This is a genomic window from Tolypothrix sp. FACHB-123 (genome assembly GCF_014697075.1).
Lineage (GTDB): Bacteria > Cyanobacteriota > Cyanobacteriia > Cyanobacteriales > Nostocaceae > Aulosira.
Genome location: NZ_JACJRE010000094.1, coordinates 1 through 21809 on the forward strand (window position 1 = coordinate 1; position 21809 = coordinate 21809).

The following is a 21809-nucleotide window of genomic DNA, read 5'->3' on the forward strand; positions in this document are numbered from 1 at the left end:
AGCAAGGTAATCAACGTTAAAGAATACACAGTTCGAGCGCATCAACGCTCAATTCACACTCGGATTTTTAACTTTGTCTGTAAGCAGTGCGAACAACCGACGGAGCGTGAGACTTTTGGCCCGCGACCACTCTACTGTGAAAAATGCCGTGCGCCACAACCACCGAAGAAATCTTCCGTGCCTCCCAAGAAGAAAGCACTGCCAAGACCTATGACTAACAGCTTGACCCTGGCTACCAATCGTCAAAATAGGTGCAGTGTTTGGCAAGTATTGGCTGAGGTTATTGGAATTGACAGGAGTGTTGCGATTATAGGCATCCAGCAATGCCTCCCAAGTGTTTTGGCCAATTCGACCATCAGCAGTTAAATTACGCGATCGCTGAAATGTGACTACGGCAGAATATGTATTGGGCCCATAAATCCCATCAATTGATCCGTTGTAAAACCCTTGCTGATTGAGGAAGGTTTGTACATCTCTGACCGCTGGTGTGACAGTACCACGCACTAGTATGGGTGCAGTTGATGGTGAGTATTCAGTTAGTTTACCATCAGCTATGATGTTGGTAAGTGTAGAGCTTGTTTGTCCTCTAGCTGGTGTCATACTAACAGGTAGCACTCCTAACACCAATGCTGAGAACAAGCTAACAGGAAGAATTTTTGAACGCATAAATTGAGTATTCATAAACTAATACTCCTTTAACAAACGACAACAAAATCTTTTAGCCTCAAGTATCTACCAAGGCTCACAAATACAAAACTAATTAAGAAAAGTTTGGTTCTTCAGTACTTGTTATGCTTAAATAATAAGCTAAATCCAATTTAATAAACATCTAACCCTAAAGTTATCAAAATTTCTGAATCCGTATCCAGAACGTTTAATGAGTTTAATTTTGTTATTAATTCCTTCAACAGCACCACTTGTTGTCCTATGATCAAAGTAAGCAATAATTTCATCAAACCAACGAATAATAGTATTGTTGCTGTGAGGAAAATACTTCTTGGCTCTTGATAACCACATTCATAACTTAAAAACTCCTGCATACCAATCGTCAGTTTGATTAAAAAGTTTTCTAACTTTTTCTTTTAATTCATGCATGGCTTTCAAAATGGGAGATACTTCTTTGACTTGTAAAAGCTTATTAGCTTGTGACTCCGCAGAGATTATCTTCATTCTTAAGCAAGGAGTAATTACTATTCTTCAAGCCTGATAATATGATTTCGTACTTGGTTTTATCTTCTGCTAATTTTGCTTTTTTCATTAGCTCTTCTGCGTTCCTTCTCTCTCTTTTTCTTTGGCTATCTAGTTCTTTATTTATCTGAGTCATCACATGAAATCTATCCGCTACTACCTGAGCATTTGGCATTAATTCTTTAACTAAGTTTTTATAACCTTGCCACAAATCAATGCTGACCTCTTCGATTTGTTCTAAAATCTCAAATCCCCATCCAGTTAGCGTTTCCTTGATTATTTCTTGTGTTCGCCCATTGAGAATAGCCAGCAGATTAGATGTATCTAAATCTATTAAAACTGCACAGTAATGACCTTTTCCTTTTACTAAAGCTATTTCATCAATTCCCAATCTTTTTAAGCTTGAAGGTTTTGAATTGTGAGTAGCTTCAGATGCATCTTTCAACATTCTTTCTATTTCTTCTGTTGTTACTAAACATTCGATGCAACACTGTGAATATCATTTTCTAGCACTTCTTGTATGATTTTTTGTGCTAGCCGCTTTGTGTAAGTTCTTTTCTTACTTACAAATTCTAGGTCTTCACTAAAAGGCTTTCTACATTTATGGCATTTGAATTGTCGTCTATTTATCTCTAAAAATACTGGTTTCTCTGCCAAAGGTAAGTCTTTAACAATATGCCGATGATTTTGATGTAATTTATCGCTTTTTGTACCACAATTAGGACAAATACTATATGATTTAATCGATTCAGTTTGCAAAATTATGCCAATTCCATCATGAATGCGCTGCGATAGCACTTTTATATCTTTTAAATCCAGTATTTCTGTAAGAATTTTTATTCCTCTTTTCTTTATCATGGCTATAAATGTAAAAAAATCATAATTGTTATATCTACAGATAACAAAAAATATTCTTTCTATGTCAAGTACAGCCAGGGTTACAATAATATTTTGATACAGCTAATTACATTTTTTAGAGTTAATTTTAATTGTTTGGCATAATAGGTACTGAAGAACCAAAAGTTTTGGCAGTACTTATCTCAATGCCCTGCAAATATTCGCTTACAAGTAATTAATTTTGCTGGATTTGACAAACAATTTGTATATTTCAAAATCTCAGCAAATCATCATTTTTTAATTACTTTTTACAAAGGTTTACTGGTTTGACTATTAATTTGATAATAATTAATTATTTTTTCATCAATTTCAGTTATAGGTCAGAGATGATAATCAAAATTTTTATATAATTCCCATTTTTACAACTTTATATGATTGTGATTTTATGCCTTGCTGTCTGGTGCAATACTGACTTTGGATAGATAACAAGTAAACCTCTTGGCTGATGAAAATTTTGATTTGAGCAGAGAGACTGTAACAGTAATTGAACAAATGTGAATACATTTGTCATAGTCTTAGGAGGAAAAATGACAACTCAACAAGAAAAACGTGCAGTTGGTACATTTCCTAGCCGACAAGCAGCCGAAGAAGCTTTGAATGAACTGCGAAATTCCGGTTTCTTAATGGATCAAGTTTCTGTATTGGCGAAAGATACAGAGCAGAACGAGCAAATTGCTGGCACTCAGGTGAGAGATGCAAATGATAATGAGGCTCGAGAAGGTGCTGGTGCGGGTGCAGTAACAGGTACAGTATTGGGAGGTGTAGGTGGCTTACTTGTCGGTCTTGGAAGTTTAGTAGTTCCAGGCGCAGGCCCATTTTTAGCAGCCGGAACCTTGGCAACTACCTTGGCTGGTGCGGGAATTGGTGCAGCAGCAGGCGGTATTATCGGAGCGCTAACAGGTTTAGGTATTCCAGAGGAAGAAGCCAGAAGTTACGGTGATCGCATCTCCCAAGGTGACTACTTGGTAATGGTAGAAGGCTTTGGTGATGAAATTGAGCGTGCTGGTTCGATTCTCAGAAATCGTGGGGTTCGTGATTGGAAAACATATAACATCTCTAATGCTCCCGATCGCACTCCTTCGAGAGCCGATGAGATGTATGGCGATCGCCTAAGAACTGTAGATACTCCCACTACCAGCAATGATTCCCCAGTAGAAATTGTTGATAAGCGTCAACAGATGCATTAATTTCAGCGCAATTTTGCATAGCGATCGCAAATGCATTGATGAGAAAAGTTTATTGATATCCACCAGCAATAAAGCACAATCTATTGCTGGTAGTTTCTTTAAAATTTTTGGCTAGTCACAGCCAGCGTAAGCAATAAATCAGAAAAATACACCCATTATTTTGTTAACATGAATGCAGAAATAACCGTAGTTTGGAAGCAAATTCAAGGCATGATCAATGGATTTATTGCACTGCTTCCTAATATGGTGTTGGCATTAATTGTCTTTGTCATCTTCTTTATCATAGCTAGGGCAATTAAGCGACTGATCAAACGAGTAACACGTAACCGTCGTCAAGCTCGTAATTTAGGACTGGTACTAGGACGTTTAGCACAGGGTACAACAATTTTAGTAGGACTTTTTATAGCTCTATCAATTGTGATACCGACATTCAGAGCAGGCGATTTAGTGCAACTTTTAGGAATTAGTGGCGTAGCAATTGGTTTTGCTTTCCGCGATATTTTGCAGAACTTCTTAGCTGGAATTTTAATTTTACTCACTGAACCTTTTCAAATTAATGACCAAATAGTCTTTAAAAATTTTGAAGGAACTGTAGAAAATATTGAGACACGCGCCACCACAATCAGAACCTATGATGGTCGGCGGATTGTGATTCCTAACTCTGAATTGTTCACTAATTCTGTGACTGTAAATACTGCCTTTGACAGTCGCCGCTTAGAGTATGATGTCGGCATTGGCTACGAACAATGAAAAATGTCAAGTTAAGCAAACTTTGGGATCAACTCCACTCAAGTTACTGGTTCATACCGGCAGTGATGGCAGTGGGAGCTACTGTTTTAGCGTTTACAATCCTCACTCTTGACCGTACAGACAAGGTAGAAATTGATTATTGGTGGGTTTACACTGGTGGAGCAGATGGAGCGCGATCGCTGTTAGGAGCAGTTGCAGGTTCAATGATTAGCGTTGCTGCTACTGCCTTTTCAATTACAATAGTGGCGCTTCAGTTAGCTGCTTCCAATTTTGGCCCCCGTCTCCTGCGTAATTTCATGCAGGACATTGGCAATCAAGTTGTCCTTGGCACATTTATCAGTACGTTTATCTACTGCTTGCTCGTACTTCGGACTATTCATGGTGAGGGAGATGGATATAGTGAGTTTGTACCGCAACTTTCGGTTACATGCGGTATTTTACTCGCAATTATTAGCATCGGAGTTTTGATTTATTTTATCGATCATGCTTCTACAATAATTCAGGCTTCGCACATCATTGAAAACGTTAGTGATGACTTAGATAAAGCCATTGATCGCTTGTTTCCCAAAAAAATCGGGCGTAGCGTCTCATTCGGACAAGAAGTTGCAGAAATACCTGACAATTTTGACTTGGTTGCAAGTCCTGTAATAGTTAATAAGAATGGTTACATACAAGCAATTGACGACGAAGAATTGATGAAAATTGCCCGAAAAAACAATCTTTTATTGCGCGTTGAGTCTCGACCAGGAAAGTTTATTGTTAAGGACAGTCATTTAGTTATGGTTTTTCCTGGTAAATTTGTTAATAAAAAATTAACCAAACAAATCAATGATTGTTTTATTTTGGGTAAAGAACGTAGCGAACAACAAGATATTGAGTTTCCCATCGATCAGTTAGTAGAAATTGCCCTACGTGCGCTTTCTCCAGGGATTAATGACCCATTTACTGCAATTCGCTGTGTTGATAGACTAGGCGCTGGACTGTCCCGTTTAGCCCAAAAAGATTTTCCTTCACCCTACCGCTACGATGAAGATCATAAATTACGTGCGATCGCTTTTGGGGTAACATTTGAGGGATTGGTTGATAGTGCCTTTAATGGAATTCGCCAATATGCACGCTCTGATACATCAGTAACCATTCGTTTATTAGAAGCGATTGAGAATATTGCAACTTACACCAACAATCCCAAATACCAAGTAGTTTTACAGCGTCATGCAGAGATGATTTTGCGCGGTAGCCAAGAGGGTTTACCAGAAGAACTAGACCGCCAGGATGTGCAAAAGCAATATGACAATGCAATTCAAGCTTTAAAAAATCAGACTTTAGCTGAAAGAAAAAAATGAAAAGTCTCAATTGGAAAGGTTATCGAATTATTGCGTGGATAGGACAAGCTCTATTAACAATTCTTGTCATAGCCGCAGCAGTTCAAGGTAAATGGACAAATGCCTTTGGTCTTGCAGTCTTCCTTATTGCATCCTTTGTGTTTGTCATTCAAGATGATAAATTACCTACCTTGTTTGATTTTCTATTTGTCTTGGCTGCATTGCTAAATGCGACTGGTTGGGTATGGGATTTCTTTGGTATGCCAGGCCCTTATGATGAGATTGTTCATGCTTATACGACTTTTGCAATTACCCTCGCACTCAGTTTTTTAGTCTATGGTTCAATGCTGAATATATTTCGTAATCATACACTCTTATATCTAGTGACAATTACCAGTTTTGGAATTGCCATTGGTGCTTTGTGGGAAGTTACAGAATGGTCTGCTGGTAAAATTCTCAATACTCAAGTGATTGAAAGCTTGAATGACACCATTATTGATTTAATTATGGACTCTCTGGGGGCAGGATTAGCAGCTTTAATTAGTTTTCGGGCGTTGCGAAATTGGATAAATCGTCATGCAAAGGCAAACAATTCACAAACTGAGACATATATTTAAAACACTGGATAAATGTTCTACAATAAAAAACAATCTTCACCGTATGCTGAATACGTCTATTAAAAAGCTTAAAACTCTTCCTTTCTTAGTCAAGAATAGCAGTCGTTATTACTAGCTAATCCTTTAGCTAGATATTTTTGTAATTTTATCAAACATCAACATTATTGGCACTCGCTTTTTTGGTGGAGTTACTTCTCTTGGTCTACTCTCTTGGTTGGAAGAGTTATAGGTACAGATTTATCAGGATAAAATATTGGAGGTTTGATAATCTCTGTATTTTAATTAATGGTAAATATTCTATTTAACTGGAATCCCCTTATGGCATTAGATTCTACTACGGGTGAAGTCGTAATTGCAGAACAACTAAAGCAATTTTTACTAGTACTATCTGTCTCATTGGGTGTTGCTACACTACCACAAATTTTTAGTTGGTTGCGCCGCATTCCTTATCCCTGTTTTGTCACTCTCGGAAAACAATAATCTCAGCCAAACTCTGAGACTTTGATTTCATCAAGGTTTGAGGCTTTATTTTCTAACACAAACTAAATTTTATAGACAAAACGTGGAAATTAAAGCCCTGTAAACGTTTGGGCGATTGGTTTCTCCCACTCTGACAAAAGAGGGTTATACACTATTACTGGTCATAGTGGGATTAGGATTAGCATTCGTGAATGTGCGATTGATTAATCTCTCTCCTGAATTGATTCTGATGATTTTCTTACCGCCACTGCTGTTTGAAGCTGCTTGGAATTTGAAATGGTCAGACTTAAAGCGGGATTCGTTACCTATTTGTCTGTATGCAATAGTTGGGGTAATAATTTCTATCGCTGGAGTAGCACTCGGTCTTCATCAATTCGCTGGACTTGAACTTAGCATTGCTCTATTAGTTGGAGCTAGTCTATCCGCAACCGATCCAGTTTCAGTAATAGCTCTATTTCGGGAACTAGGAGCAAGCAAACGTTTAAGAACGCTGATGGAAGGAGAAAGTTTATTTAATGATGGTATGGACGTTGTGGCTTTTGGCTTATTAGTTACTCTGCCATTAGGTAATGCCAAACTTGATTTACAGTCTGCTTTATTAGAATTTTTTCAAGTAGTAGGCATTGGTATCGGCGTTGGAGGATTAATTGGGTTTGGTATTTCCTATCTAACCCAACGTTTCGACTTACCATTAGTAGAACAATCCCTCACACTGGTTTCTGCCTACAGCACAAAAGCGTCCCGGCATTCAGCCAGAGTTTTATCGTTACCAGAAGACGCTACTTTCAAGTGAAATTACCTGTTTGCAAGCAGAAATTGATAAGTTACTCGATGAATACCCAAATTTACAAGAATTTACAACAGAAGAACTGCGAGGGGAACTGCTGGCAATTGAAGCTGATACCTATGCTGAGTTTGTCCGCGCAGGTAAGTTAAATAAAGAATTGTCATCTTTTTTGCAAACAACCCATAACAGAGTGGATGAAGAGAATTGAAGCTCGCTGCTTTCAATAAAGAGTTAATACGAAAGCTTTATTTTTAAGCAGGCAAAAGAGACAATTCAAATCAGGTTCAAATTTCTGACCGTTAAGCTATATGCTCAGTGTTTCGGGTTACCAGGTTTTGGAAAAACTCTGTGAAAGTTCTAGATCCCTGATCTACCGTGCACAACGTCATTCAGATCAGGAATCTGTGCTACTGAAAGTGTTGCGGCAGGAGTATCCTTCCCCTGTGGCGATCGCCCGATTTCAGATGGAATATGACATACTGCGAAATTTGAAAGCAGAAGGTGTCATTAAAGCCTATGCATTGGAGACTTATAGGCAAAGCCCTGTCCTGGTTCTAGAAGATTTTGGTGGCGAATCCCTGCAAACATGCTTGGCAGAGCGCAGGTTTAACTTGGAAGAGTTCCTCACCCTAGCGATTCAGGTGACATCTATTCTTGGCGAAATTCACCAACATAACCTCATCCACAAGGACATTAACCCATCAAATATTGTGCTAAATCGCACAACTGGGCAGGTGAAGATTATTGACTTTGGAATTGCCACTGTCCTGTCGCGGGAAAATCCCACGCTGCGGAATCTGAATGTTTTGGAGGGCACACTGGCATATATGTCGCCAGAGCAAACCGGACGGATGAACCGGGCAATGGACTATCGCACGGACTTTTATTCTTTGGGTGTGACGTTTTATCAGTTGTTGTGCGATCGCCTCCCTTTTGAAGCCACTGATCCTCTGGAACTCGTTCACTGCCATATTGCTAAACAGCCACTTCCACCTCATGAAGCCAATCCAGCCGTTCCTGAGCCAGTTTCTGACTTGGTAATGAAACTGCTAGCAAAAAATGCCGAAGACCGTTATCAAAGCGCACATGGTATTTGGGCAGATTTGCAAGAGTGCTGTAACCAGCACAAGCAAACCCAACGAATTGAATCCTTTGCTGTCGGGTGCTGGGATATTGCCAGTACATTTCAAATTCCGCAAAAACTATATGGTAGAGCTAGCGAGGTAGAGAGCCTGCTAAAGGTATTTGAGCAAGTCATATCTACTCCGAAAGCTGCTGCTGAACTCATTCTCGTTTCTGGCTATCCTGGTATTGGCAAAACGACTCTGGTGCAAGAACTCTACAAACCAGTGACTCATCAAAATGGATATTTTATTACTGGCAAGTATGAGCAACTGCAACGTAACATCCCTTATTTCGCGCTGATTCAGGCCTTTCGAGAACTGATTCGACAGTTATTGAGTGAATCGCAAGAGCAGATTGTTGACTGGCGAGAGAAATTGTTAGCCGCTTTAGGTGATAATGCCCAGGTTGTCGTTGATGTCATTCCCGATCTGGAATTGCTGATTGGGAAGCAACCAGAGGCGATCGCACTGCCACCTGCGGAGGCGCAAAACCGATTTTATTTAGCATTGGAGAAGTTCATCCGCGTATTCACTCAACCTTTCACCATTGATATTAAACCAATTCATCCATTGGTGATTTTTTTAGATGATTTACAGTGGGCAGATAGTGCATCTCTGCAATTGATCCAGCGCTGGATCACCATCATGAACGATCAACAGTTGCTTGTGATCGGCGCTTATCGAGACACTGAAGTTGATGCCGATCATCCATTAGCGCGATCGCTCCAGGAAATTCAACAAGCCAAAGGAACTGTTCATCACATTGCATTATCTCCGTTAGGATTAGCCGATGTGAATTGTCTGCTTCAAGATACTCTGCATTGTGGCTCGGAAAAATCTTTACCATTAGCAGAATTAACACTGCAAAAAACAGATGGAAATCCATTCTTTGTGAATGAATTTTTGAGATTTCTGCATCAGGAAAAGCTGATTAATTTTAATGTTCAACAGGGGATATGGGATACGCATTTAAAGCAGATTCAGACTGCACGACTTGCCGATAATGTGATGGAGTTAGTCACAGAGCGAATTCAGGAACTTCCCGCCCAAACTCAGCAGATTCTCGCTTTAGCAGCTTGTATTGGTAGTCAATTTAATCTGCAAACCTTAGTGATTGTTAGTGAGCAATTATTGCTGCTCGAAATCAACCAAGCCTTACACCTTGCCTCACAAGCAAACTTAATTACACCACTTGGGGATGACTATAAATATCTTGAGTCATCTGCTCAAATAACTGAGATTGATTTTGATGTCAGTTACAAATTTATGCACGATCGCATTCAACAGTCTGCCTATTCTCTAATTTCTGAAAACAAACGAGTTCAATATCATTTAGAAATTGGTCAATACCTGCGGCGAGTAACACCTAAAGAACATCTGGAAGACAAAATTTTTGAGATTGTTGACCATCTCAACATTGCTACAACAATAATTGCAGAACAGGCGCAAAAAAATGAGTTAGCCCAGCTGAATTTAATCGCTGGGCAAAAAGCCAAAACTGCGATCGCCTATGAATCTTCGTTAAATTATCTGAATATTGGGCGATCTTTGCTATCAAAAGATAGCTGGCAGACAGGCTATGATCTGACTTTGGCATTATGTGAATCGACAGCAAAGGCAGCCTATCTTGCCGGTGACTTCGAGCAGATGGAGCAACAAATTCAAGAAGTTCTGCATCACGCCACAACCGCATTAGAAAAAACGAATGTCTATCTGGTCAAAATTCAGGCTTGTATTGCTCAAGACCGATTTATGGAGGCAATCCAAATTGCTCTGGAAGCTCTAGATTTATTAGGCATTAAAATCCCCATACGTCCCGAACAGGAAAGCATTTCTCAAGAACTATCTGAGACAAAACGTATTTTGGCAGAAAAACAGATCGAGGATTTGGTTGAGTTACCAAGCATGACCGATCCCCATAAGTTAGCAGCGATGCAGATGATTGCCAGCGTTTGTACTCCTACCTATTTCCTGGTACCAGAACTTTGGGAGTTGATGGTTTTTCAGAAGGTGCAGCTTTCAATTCTTTATGGCAATGCTCCCGGTTCAGCCTTTGGTTATGCAGACTATGGCATGATTCAGTGTGCTGTGGAAGAAAATATTGATGCGGCCTATCAGTTCGCTCAATTAGCTGTGAAACTACAGTCGCAATTAAACTCAAAAGAGTTTATCCCCAAAACAAATCTGCTGGTGAATATGTATCTGCGACACTGGCAAGAACATTTGAAAGAAACGCTGAATCCTTTACTGGAAGCCTACCAGTGTGGTTTAGAAACTGGGGATTTAGAGTATGCGACCTTTGCGATCGCCTTCCGCTTCTACCACTCCTATTTAATTGGTCGAGAACTGACACAACTTGAGCAGGAAATGGCAAGTTATGAAAATGCGATCGCGCAATTCAAGCAAGTACTTCCCTTGAATTTAACGCGCATTTATCGGCAGTCAGTTCTCAATCTGAGGGAAAAATCCGCAAATCCTGCTAATTTGCTGGGTAAAAGCTTCAATGAGGCGGAAAGTTTACCCCAACTGATTGCTGCCAATGATAAATATATTCTTTTTCATCTGTATTTGAATAAATTGATTCTCTCTTATTTATTCCAGAATGCTCAACAAGCAGCAGAATATGCAGCAGCAGCCGATCATCTCCTCTGTGAAGGTGCCATTGGGTTATTAGTCGTTCCCGTTTTCTACTTCTACGATTCACTTGCCAGAATTGCTATTTTTCCTCAAGTTTCCCAAACTGTACAGCAGCAGATTCTCCAAAAAGTCAATGCAAATCAGCAAAAAATGGCACATTGGGCAAACTATGCACCAATGAATTATCTGCATAAGTTTCACCTCGTTGAAGCAGAAAGATACCGGATTTTATGTCAGGATACAGAAGCGATCGATGCCTACGATCGCGCCATCGAACTTGCTCAGTCCCATGAATACCTCAATGAAGAAGCCCTAGCAAACGAACTGGCGGGTAGATTTTATTTAGCCAAGGGTAAACTAAAAATTGCCCGCGCCTACTTGTTGGATGCGCGTTACTGCTATCTCAGATGGGGTGCAACCGCGAAAGTCAACGATCTTGATCAACGATATCCGCAATTTTTTGATCGCCTCCCTGAAAGCACCTCCACAATTACTCGCAGCCAGCACACCTCTTCTACCAGTACCGAAACAGCAGCCTTTGATCTGGCAGCCTTGATGAAAGCAGCGCAGGCACTCTCTGACGAAATTGTGCTGGACAAACTGCTGGACAAATTGATGACTATTCTCATAGAAAATGCTGGAGCGCAACGGGGCTACTTACTACTGGAAAATAATGGTAAATTGCAAATCGCAGCTGAAGGTAATGTAGACGCAAACCGTGTTGCGATTTTGCCAGCCCTTTCGATTAACATTGAAGCAGACACAAATCGGGTGCCTTTAGCGATCGTCAACTATGTCGCTCGTACCCAAGAAAGCGTGGTACTCAATCATGCCACCCAAAACTACCGCTTCAACCAAGACGCTTACATCCGCAAACATCAACCAAAATCAATCCTTTGCACTCCTTTGCTGCACCAGGGAAAGCTCTCTGGTATTTTGTATCTGGAAAACAACTTAACAACAGATGCCTTTACACCACAACGGCTAGAAATTTTGCAGTTCCTTTCCACCCAGGCCGCAATTTCCATTGATAACGCTCAACTCTATAATCAATTGGAGCTACGGGTACAAGAAAGAACCGCAGAACTCACTCAAACCAACGATCTCCTCCAGACTGAAATTTTAGAACGCCAACGATCAGAGCAAACCCTGCGAATGATTGTGGAAGGTACGGCTTCCGTCACCGGAGCAGACTTCTTTCGCTCGCTAGTGCGCTCGCTGGCACAAGCTCTCGGTGTCCGTTACGCCTTCATCAGCGAATGTATGGATGCTGTGCCGAGCCGTGTGCGTAGCTTTGCCATTTGGCGGGGAGATGGGTTTGGAGAAGAGTTTGAGTACGATTTGCATGGTACACCCTGCGAACAAATTTTCCACAGCAGAGCCTCCCAGTGCTTTCCAAAGCAGATCCAGTCCCTTTTTCCTGACGATCGAGATTTGCAGGCAATGCAGGCACAAAGCTATGCTGGAATTCCTTTACTCGACTCAACTGGTAACCTCCTGGGACATCTGGCAGTAGTGGATGATCGCCCCCTGGAAAATGAATCTCGGACTCAAGCTGTGTTGGAAATTTTTGCTGCTCGTGCGGCGGCTGAAATGGAGCGCAAACAAGCGGAAGATGCCCTGAGAGTTTCAGAAACCAAGTTTTCCACAGCCTTTCGCTCCTCACCCGATGCGATCGCCATCAGCACAATGAAGGATGGTTGTTACATTGAGGTCAATAATAGTTGTCTCAAGATGCTGGGCTACAGCCACGATGACATCATCGGACATAGCGCTCTCGACTTGGGAGTTTGGGCAAAGCCAGAGGAGCGAGACACAATTGAGCAACTGCTGCACCAGCAAGGCAGTGTGATTAATCTGGAAGTCAAGTTTCGCAGAAAATCAGGGGAAATCTTTCCTGCTCTCTATTCAGCCGAGATGATTCATCTAGAAGAAGAGCCATGCCTGTTGGCAGTTGCAACTGACATTACCATGCTGAAACAGGCGGAAAAGGCATTAGAGCGACTAGCCGAAATCGGTGAGCTGGCAGCCATGATTGTTCACGAAGTCAGGAATCCCTTAACCACCATTTCAATGGGCTTAAATGCCTTCAAAAAGCTGCAACTTTCCGAGCGGTTTCAAGAGTATCTTTCTTTGTCACTGGATGAAGCAGATCGCCTGCAACGCTTGTTAAATCAAATTCTGCTCTATTCCAGACAGCAAATACTCCAGCGATCGCCCTTAGAGCTAAATAGCTTTATTTTGGCAACATTAAATCCATTAAAAACAATTCCTGTCGCTTCCGGAAAACATTTGAAGTTTGTTGCTGCTACTCAACCTCTAAACGTTCTGGCAGATGGCGATAAAATCAAGCAGGTATTGATTAATTTAGTCACTAATGCTTGTGAAGCCGTTAATGAAGGGGAAAGTATCACAGTTCAGATACAAGTAACTGAAAATCAGCAAGTTTGTATTCAGATTCACAACCAGGGTACACCCATTCCGGCTGATATTTTACCGCAGCTGACCAAGCCCTTTTTTACCACCAAAGCAAGTGGAACTGGCTTAGGATTGGCGATCGTCAAGCGAATTGTCGAAGCCCATGATGGAGAATTCAGCATTGAGTCATCGGCAGCTACAGGAACCATCGTCAAAGTGCAACTACCCTTAGTACAACATTTCATTAATTCGTAGCGAATTCTCCGCGTACCTTTGCGCTTACCTCCGCGTACCTTTGCGTTTAAATTCCAACCCTCAATTCGCCACGATTTTACACAAAGCGTTACTTAGCGCCTGGACTCCGATCTCAATCAGCTCAAAATTAAAACTTGCTGAAAATAAACTAAAAGATTTCTCACCGAAATATTAGCATTTTGGCATCGACTTCTGGGAAATCAATCATCTGGCGATCGCGGCTTGCGATCATAATCATGAGTGTCATAAACCCCTAAACATTTATTAGGAGAACACTCATGACACTTGCAGGTAAAGTCGCTTTGGTTACAGGTGGTAGTCAAGGTATCGGACAGGGAATAGTTCTACGTTTAGCTCAAGCAGGAGCAGATGTTGTGATTAACTACCGCTCTCACCCAGAAGGCGCTGAAGAAACTCTAGAAAAAGTGAAAGCCATCGGTGGTAAGTGCTATCTAGCAGAGTGTCCAAATTCCCAGGCTTATACGGTTCAAGCAGACTTAGGCAATGTGGATATGGTGCGCGAACTGATTGCGGAGAGCGTTGGACACTTTGGCAAGCTGGATATTTTGGTAAACAATGCCGGAATTGAAAAACATGCTCCTTTCTGGGAAGTGACCGAAGCAGATTATGATGCGGTTCTCAATGTCAATTTGAAAGGTGTATTTTTTGCAACCCAAGCATTTGTGAACCACCTGTTGGAAACCAAACGTCCCGGAAAGATTATCAACATCAGTTCGGTGCATGAAGATTTGCCCTTTCCCAACTTCACAGCTTACTGCATCAGCAAAGGTGGAATGAAAATGTTTACCCGCAATCTGGCAGTAGAATTGGGCGCACTGGGAATCACAATTAACAATGTAGCACCAGGAGCAATTGAAACGCCGATTAATACTAAGCTGTTGAATGACCCAGAAAAACTAGGCGCGTTGCTCAAGAACATTCCCCTCGGTCGCTTGGGTCAACCAAAAGATGTCGCTTCCCTAGTAGCATTTCTCGCTTCCTCGGAGGCTGACTACATCACAGGTAGCACTTTCTTTGTAGATGGGGGATTGCTTTGGAACTATCAAGAGCAATAATGATGCAAATACTACGGAAACATTATCCCGAATATTTGATGGAAGCTGCGGGGCTGGGCATCTTTATGATTTCTGCGGCGGTAGTGACTGCGTTATTAGAGCATCCAGCTTCATCAATTCGACAGGCAATTGCTGACCCACTTTTACGGCGGTTCATTATTGGTTTGGCAATGGGATTGACTGCTATTTGTATTATTTATTCCCCTTGGGGTAAGCAGTCAGGCGCACATATTAATCCAGTTGTCACCTTAACTTTCTTCCGTCTCGGCAAAATTAAACCGTGGGATGCTCTTTTTTACATTTTGGCTCAGTTCGTCGGTGCATTGTTGGGATTGCTATTAGCCGCAGTGGTGTTTAAAAATGCAGTTACCGATCCAGCTATAAATTATATAATCACAATTCCTGGTGTAGGTGGTGCAGGTGTGGCGTTCTTGGCTGAACTGGTGATTTCCTTTGGGGTAATGCTCATGATCTTATTTGTATCCAATACCCCTAAACTATCACCATTTACAGGCATATTTGCCGGAGTGCTGATTGCAACTTACATCACCGTAGAAGCACCACTGTCAGGTATGAGTATGAATCCAGCCCGTACTCTAGCATCGGCGATTCCGGCTCAAAATTGGACAGCTATCTGGGTTTATTTCACCGCGCCACTTTTAGGGATGCTCACAGCTGCTGAGGTATACGTGAGAACCAGAGGTAGAAATGCTGTAAAGTGCGCGAAATTGCATCACCACAACAACAAACGCTGTATCTTTCGCTGTGGCTACCGCCAGCAAAAGCTTGGTGATACCAAATGGATACTAAAGCGTTAGCGAAGCTCCTCCAAAGGAGGCTCGCCTACCCCGTCCCTAACTAGTGCCAACAGATAAACAGGAACAGGAAATGTTAGAAAATATCCGACGAATTCAGAATCCCATTATCAGAAGTGCTGCGACTGCAAGTATCGCATTTTCAGTAGTTACCATAGTTTCTGGTGTGGCTATTGGATTAATTAATCCAAAAGATAAATCTGCTGCTCAAGTTGGTGTTTATTCCTCACTATTAGGAACAGGTTGTGGTGCTATCTTTGGCTTAGTCTTAACAAGCAAAGCTAGTCAGGAAATATCAGTATCTACAGAGGTAAAATCCCATAGCAAGAATTGGCAAGATTGGCGAAATTTTGTAGTTGTTCGCAAGGTAAAAGAAAGCGAAGAAATTACCTCATTCTACTTGCAACCAGAAGACAAAGGCGAAATTCCTAATTTTCAACCAGGTCAATTCTTAACTATCAAACTGGATATCCCCGGACAAGAAAAACCTGTAATTCGTACTTATTCTCTTTCTGATTATCCTGAACCTTGTACATATTATCGTCTTTCGATTAAACGTGAACCTACCCCAAAAGGATTAGATGTACCGCCTGGTATAGCGTCTAATTTTATGCACGATCGCATTCACGAAGGTTCGATAATTCCGGCGAAACCACCAAATGGTAAGTTTGTTTTAGATGTGCAAAAATCCATTCCTGCGGTGCTGATTAGCAATGGTGTGGGGATTACGCCGATGATGAGTATGGCAAAAGCCGTAACTCGTTTGCACCCTAACCGCCCGATTTGGTTTGTACATGGTGCTAGAGATGGCAAATTCCATGCTTTTCGTGATGAGGTGATGGAAATTGCCCAACAAAATCCTAATTTAAATGTGCATTATCGCTACAGCCGTCCTACACCTGAAGATGAGGGACATTATCACAGTATTGGTTATGTTGATGCTACTTTAATTAAAGAGTTAGTACAACAAGAAGCTGAGTATTTCCTATGTGGTTCTCCATCTTTTATGATGTCAATTATGGCAGGATTGAAGGAATCGGGAGTACCTGATAGTAGAGTCTTCTTTGAGTCTTTTGGGAAACCGATGAAAGTTGCATCCGACAGTCAACCCCTTACTGCAACTACAGGTGAGGAAGTGCAACAAGCCGAGATTGTTTTTGCAAAATCTGGTCAAACCCTAAATTGGCAGCAGGGAGATGGTAGTATTTTGGAATTTGCCGAAGCAAATGATATTAATCCTCCCTTTAGTTGTCGGGCGGGAATTTGTGGGACTTGTATGTGTAAAATCAGTGCTGGTGAGGTTGCTTATCAGGAAGAACCAACGGCTGCAATTGATCGGGGTTCGGTGTTGATTTGTATTTCTCAACCGGGAAGTTCTAGGGTGGTGTTGGATATTTAGTTTCCGTTCCAAGAGCATCGTTTAACACCCCTAAACTTACTGCTTTCATCACTTGTTGTTAAATCTAAGTGAGTTAGAACGCGATCACGTCATTAGACTTGTCCAGAAATTTATAACCAAGGCTGTACAAGGGTTTTCAAGGTGGTCTCTATGTCTTCAATCAACGTAGGAATAAGGTTTTGGCATAGTTGATGATAGTTTAGAGGCAAAAAATAGGATTTTCAAATTTTAAGCGTTAACAGGATTTATTATGCTGTGCAAACCGCAAAATCCATATATTCCATATATAAGGAGGTATAAAAGTAAAAATTTATATCCTATCTTTACCTGAATTTAATTTTAGGACGGGTCTATTGGATGGCTCTGATGATCAAAAAGGATGTTATGCGAAAAAATTCCATATAACATCGAGAGACATAGGGTAAAAATTTTATACATTTTTTACTTAGGTTGGTTATACGGAAAAACCCTGTATCATATCCAATCATAGATATTCTCACAAAATCTGCGTATCTTATGATACGAAGTCCCTGTAATCCTTGTATATCGTCATCAAGTAAAATATTATAGGAAAGTTTCAGTATAATAAATATCTAGGCTTCAATCTCTTCTTTAGGAAATCCTCAACTGCCTTACTGAGATATTTATATGGCTTTACAAATTGGAGACACAATTAGCACACGTTATAAAATCATTGAGGAATTAGAGGAAGGGGGATTTGGCAAAATTTTTATTGCTGAAGACCTCTTGAAATTTAATTCAAAGTGTGTCGTAAAACAGTTTATACAGCCATACGATGAACAGTCAGATATTGGACAAAGAGCAACAGAGTTATTTCATAAAGAAGCAATAATTCTACAAGATTTGGAAGGTTATCCACAAGTTCCAAATTTACTAGCATATTTTGAGAATGAGAAAATTATAGTACAAGAACTGATTAATGGTAAGAACTTGCTAAATGAATTAGAACAAAAGACTTTTGATGAAAAGCAAATTTTAGACCTTCTTTCTCAACTACTACCCATATTGAAAGTAATTCACGAGAGAGGGATTTTTCATCGTGATATTAAGCCTGATAATATAATGAGGAATCAGGAAAATGGCAAATTAGTTCTTATTGACTTTGGAATTGCCAAGCAAATTTCAGAACTTGATATTTTTACAGAAAAAAGTGTGGCTCTCAGGATTCCGAGAAGTACAAATCTTGGTACATATGGTTATCAAGCTCCTGAAAATTTTTCCTCACCTGCTAGTGACTTGTATTCCCTCGGTGCAACTTGTTTTCACCTTCTGACTGGATATCATCCCGAATATGCTAATGAAAGAAGTTGGATCAACGTCGAGATGGAAGTCAAAAAGCCAACAGAAACTATCCTCAAAAAGCTGTTTTCTGAAGATTTATCTACCCGTTATCAAAATGCTGAAGAAGTCTTGCAAGATATTAGAGCAACGGAAGATTTAAAGCGAATTGAAAAAGTAGAATTTCTTCTATCTTTGTTGAATGCTACAGATGAAAGATATAGAAATCAGGCAATCAATGACTTAGCAGAGTTTGGGGCTGATGCTAGCGCAGCAACTTCTCAATTAATTAACATCCTGCATAAAGATGGATATCCACCCGATAGTTCAGTTTGGAACACACTAGTCAAAATTGGTGAAGAATCCGTTCCTTTTCTGGCTAATTTACTTCAAAATGAGAGGCTTGATATAAGAAGAAAAGCAGCAAGTACACTTGAGCAAATTGGAGTACAGGCTAAAGCTGCAATCCCACACCTTATTCGTGCATTTGAAGATAGTGATTCTGATGGAGATGTTCGTTGGTATGCTGTTATTACAATTGGAAAGATTGGAATACCAGCTAAAGAAGCGATTCCTGCTTTAATTGAAAGGCTAAGGGACTCCAAAGCTGGGGTTAGAGCATGGGCACTTTACGCACTGGGTAGAATGGGCGATCTTGCAAAAGAAGCTGAGTCTATCATCTTAGAACTCTTATCTCAAGAAAAACTTAATGATGTAGGTAATAGTGTCTTTATTGCTGGAATTGAAGCTCTAGATGCAATTGGATTTAATATTGATGAAATTCAAATTAACTCAACTGAGGATAATGCTGTTAGAACAGCTAGAGAATGGGTTCTTCTTGTCAGAGAAGAAGCTCTTAAATCTCAAAAAGAGGCAAGGGAAAGCGCACGAGCCAGAGGCGCAATAATGTTAGAGTATCAACGTCCATTAAGCGCCTATACTCCACCACAGAAAGACCCGTCTCAATTTAGAGAGATTTATAGCAATTAGTAGAAATTAAGCCTAACAATCCCGCTGTACACCAACTGTATAAAAACAGTTTTTAAGTCCGAGAGCCTACTAGCAGTGGGTGATTGGGAACGTTACCTTATAATTTTGATTGGACAGTACATCAAGATGTCGGTAGGCGATCGCATCCATTGCACTCTCATCTCTCAAGCTTAATTTCTGCTGAAATCTGAATAAGAATACTTTAGTCAAACTCTTAGCATTCCCATACTCAAATCCTTAGCAGTTTATAATTCTCCCACTGCTGTCCTGTTTGATGATAATTTCAAATCAAGGAGATAGCAGTATGTCTGAACACTACGATGTTATCATCATTGGCACAGGCGCAGGTGGCGGAACCCTCACTTACAAATTAGCCCAGAGTGGCAAGAAAATATTAGTACTGGAACGTGGCCCATTTTTACCCAGAGAAAAAGCTAATTGGGACACAAAGACAGTTTTTCATAGCGATCGCTACCACAATTCTGAAGTCTGGTACGACAAAAACGGTAACGAAATACACCCTGGCATGAGTTACTTTGTCGGTGGAAATACTAAAGTTTACGGTGCAGCATTATTCCGCTTGCGAGAAAAGGATTTTGAGAAATTCCAGCATAAAGACGGCATTTCGCCAGAATGGCCGCTGAAGTATCAGGATTTTGAACCCTATTACGTCCAAGCAGAAAAGCTTTATCAAGTGCATGGTCAAAGTGGGGAAGACCCAACAGAACCATTTCGTAGTCAAGAATATCCCTATCCTGCGGTTAGTCACGAACCCCGCATTCAAGAAATCAATGATGTGTTGCACTCAAAAGGACTACATCCCTATCACACCCCTGTAGGTATTCACTTAAATGAAGCCCAGCGTTACCTGAGTTCGTGTATTCGTTGCAACACTTGTGATGGTTATCCCTGCTTGGTACAAGCTAAATCCGATGCTGAAGTCAGTGCAGTTCGTCCAGTAATGGCACAGGAGAATGTCACATTGCTGACGGAAGCCAAAGTACTGAAATTACACACTAGTCCCTCTGGGCGAGAAATCACCGGGGTAGAAGTGGATGTACAAGGCCAAGTGCGGATGTTTTCAGGGGATATTGTAGCGATCGCCTGTGGTGCGATCAACTCCTCTGTTCTGCTTCTCAAATCTGCAAACGAAAAACACCCCAACGGACTAGCCAATAGTTCTGGTTTATTGGGGCGTAATTTCATGAAGCATGTACTTGGTTCCATCATTGGCGTATCCAAAAAGCCTAACCCGACTCTCTTCCAGAAAACCCTCTCTATCAATGATTTTTACTGGGGTGAAGAAGGTTACGACTACCCAATGGGACAAATCCAAACTCTGGGTAAAGTCAGCAAAGAAGCACTAGAAGGTAATCCAGAGGCTTATGCACCTCTGACACCTGAACAAGTTGCAACTCATTCGATTGACTGGTGGTTAACGGTGGAAGACTTACCCAACCCCAATAACCATGTGCGTGTTGATGGCGACAAAATTATCCTTGAATATATTGAGAACAACAGCGAATCCTATAACCGTCTAGAAACACGCTGGATTGAGATTCTCAAGTCCATTGAGTGCGGTCAAGAAATCATGCCGAATTGTTCTTATTTTGTAGGAGCAGGCAAAACTTATACAGGTAAATTACCATTAGATGGCGTAGGACATCAGGTTGGTACTGCACGTTTTGGTGAAGATCCTAAAACTTCAGTGTTAGATCTAGATTGCCGCACACATGACATTGACAACCTTTACATTGTTGATGGCAGCTTCTTTTGTTCAAGTGGTGCTGTTAATCCTACACTAACAATTATTGCCAACGCTTTGCGAGTAGGCGATCGCTTGATAGAAAGAATGAAATAATCACTCTCTCTTTTCTCTGACTCTGTGTTCTCTGCGTTCTCTGTGGTTCAATAATAGTTTTTGATAACATTTTTCGGAATGAATGAAATCAAGCATTATGGAATATCTAATTACCAATTTGATGACTTCTTTAGCAACATTAATTGATATTTTGACTGGGATCATCATTGGTTTTGCGGTCTTAGAAGCCACAATCAAAACCATAATGCTTTATTTTAATTACCGTAAAAATATGGATCGTGCTAAAGAGCAAATTCGATTATCACTTGGTAAATGGTTGGCTCTTTCCCTTGAATTTGCACTGGCTGCTGATATCCTACGTAGCACAATTGCTCCAACTTGGGACGATATTGGTAAATTGGCTGCCATCATTGCTTTAAGAACTGTTCTTAATTACTTCTTAAGTAAAGAAATCGAGCAAGCCACAAAGAAAAATAATATTGTGACCAATGAATCTTTTTAGTTTCTCTGTATGGACAGGGATAATTCAGATAATTGGAGCTTTAATGATTGCTGCTTATGTTATCACTGCCACGCTTTTTCTGATTCCTCATCGCCATGTTAACCGTTCAAGGCTTATGGTTGATGAAGGAGTCATTAACAGTTTAAACCTCGTCTAACTTGAAACCCGTAGTTTTTCCTCATCAGGGTCAAGATGATTTTTCACCCACAAGCGATCGCTAATTTCAAAGGAATTGGAATTGATA

At 40.7% G+C, this 21809-nt stretch carries 12 protein-coding genes and 5 pseudogenes; 15 read left to right on the forward strand and 2 right to left on the reverse strand.

Annotated elements, in window-relative coordinates; translation table 11 throughout:
• A pseudogene (locus tag H6G41_RS35490) lies at positions 1-216 on the forward strand (hypothetical protein); the annotation flags it as partial.
• A gap of 117 nt (positions 217-333) precedes the next feature.
• On the opposite strand, the pseudogene H6G41_RS35495 reads toward H6G41_RS35490, so the two are convergent.
• Positions 334-681: pseudogene (locus H6G41_RS35495) on the reverse strand (peptidoglycan-binding protein); the annotation flags it as partial.
• Positions 682-807: 126 nt separating this feature from the next.
• A pseudogene (locus H6G41_RS31980) lies at positions 808-2046 on the reverse strand (ISL3 family transposase).
• A 566-nt stretch (positions 2047-2612) separates the two neighbouring features.
• Here H6G41_RS31980 and H6G41_RS31985 point away from each other — a divergent pair.
• The 14 genes and pseudogenes from H6G41_RS31985 (at position 2613) to H6G41_RS32050 (ending at position 21565) form a co-directional block, all read left to right on the forward strand.
• Positions 2613-3272 carry a general stress protein gene (locus H6G41_RS31985; RefSeq protein ID WP_190752147.1) on the forward strand — a complete coding sequence of 220 codons (660 nt, stop codon included), beginning with the start codon at positions 2613-2615 and terminating at the stop codon, positions 3270-3272.
• Positions 3273-3440: 168 nt separating this feature from the next.
• A pseudogene (locus H6G41_RS31990) lies at positions 3441-4013 on the forward strand (mechanosensitive ion channel family protein); the annotation flags it as partial.
• Between the two features lie 5 nt (positions 4014-4018).
• Positions 4019-5365, forward strand: a complete 1347-nt coding sequence (locus H6G41_RS31995) for a DUF2254 domain-containing protein (RefSeq protein ID WP_190752149.1) — start codon at positions 4019-4021, stop codon at positions 5363-5365.
• On the forward strand, positions 5362-5961 hold the full coding sequence (locus tag H6G41_RS32000; protein ID WP_190752151.1) for a hypothetical protein: 600 nt from the start codon (positions 5362-5364) through the stop codon (positions 5959-5961). Before H6G41_RS31995 ends, H6G41_RS32000 begins: the two co-directional genes overlap by 4 nt.
• Before the next feature lie 133 nt (positions 5962-6094).
• Entirely contained in the window at positions 6095-6190 is a 96-nt protein-coding gene (locus H6G41_RS36070; protein WP_308796821.1) for a hypothetical protein, read from the forward strand.
• Between the two features lie 89 nt (positions 6191-6279).
• On the forward strand, positions 6280-6441 hold the full coding sequence (locus tag H6G41_RS32010; RefSeq protein ID WP_190752160.1) for a hypothetical protein: 162 nt from the start codon (positions 6280-6282) through the stop codon (positions 6439-6441).
• A gap of 145 nt (positions 6442-6586) precedes the next feature.
• Positions 6587-7436: pseudogene (locus H6G41_RS32015) on the forward strand (cation:proton antiporter); the annotation flags it as partial.
• 100 nt (positions 7437-7536) lie between these two features.
• A complete protein-coding gene (locus H6G41_RS32020; RefSeq protein ID WP_190752152.1) occupies positions 7537-13662 on the forward strand; it encodes an ATP-binding sensor histidine kinase in 6126 nt (2041 codons plus the stop codon).
• Positions 13663-13940: 278 nt separating this feature from the next.
• Positions 13941-14738, forward strand: coding sequence for a glucose 1-dehydrogenase (locus tag H6G41_RS32025; protein WP_190752153.1), 798 nt, complete (start codon positions 13941-13943; stop codon positions 14736-14738).
• Positions 14738-15556 carry an MIP/aquaporin family protein gene (locus H6G41_RS32030; RefSeq protein ID WP_199316429.1) on the forward strand — a complete coding sequence of 273 codons (819 nt, stop codon included), beginning with the start codon at positions 14738-14740 and terminating at the stop codon, positions 15554-15556. Before H6G41_RS32025 ends, H6G41_RS32030 begins: the two co-directional genes overlap by 1 nt.
• A gap of 70 nt (positions 15557-15626) precedes the next feature.
• Entirely contained in the window at positions 15627-16952 is a 1326-nt protein-coding gene (locus H6G41_RS32035; RefSeq protein ID WP_190752154.1) for a 2Fe-2S iron-sulfur cluster-binding protein, read from the forward strand.
• A 648-nt stretch (positions 16953-17600) separates the two neighbouring features.
• Positions 17601-19241 carry a HEAT repeat domain-containing protein gene (locus H6G41_RS32040; RefSeq protein WP_190752155.1) on the forward strand — a complete coding sequence of 547 codons (1641 nt, stop codon included), beginning with the start codon at positions 17601-17603 and terminating at the stop codon, positions 19239-19241.
• Between the two features lie 304 nt (positions 19242-19545).
• Positions 19546-21102, forward strand: coding sequence for a GMC oxidoreductase (locus H6G41_RS32045; RefSeq protein WP_190752156.1), 1557 nt, complete (start codon positions 19546-19548; stop codon positions 21100-21102).
• A gap of 121 nt (positions 21103-21223) precedes the next feature.
• Positions 21224-21565, forward strand: coding sequence for a DUF1622 domain-containing protein (locus H6G41_RS32050; RefSeq protein ID WP_242038126.1), 342 nt, complete (start codon positions 21224-21226; stop codon positions 21563-21565).
• Positions 21566-21809 lie beyond the last annotated feature (244 nt).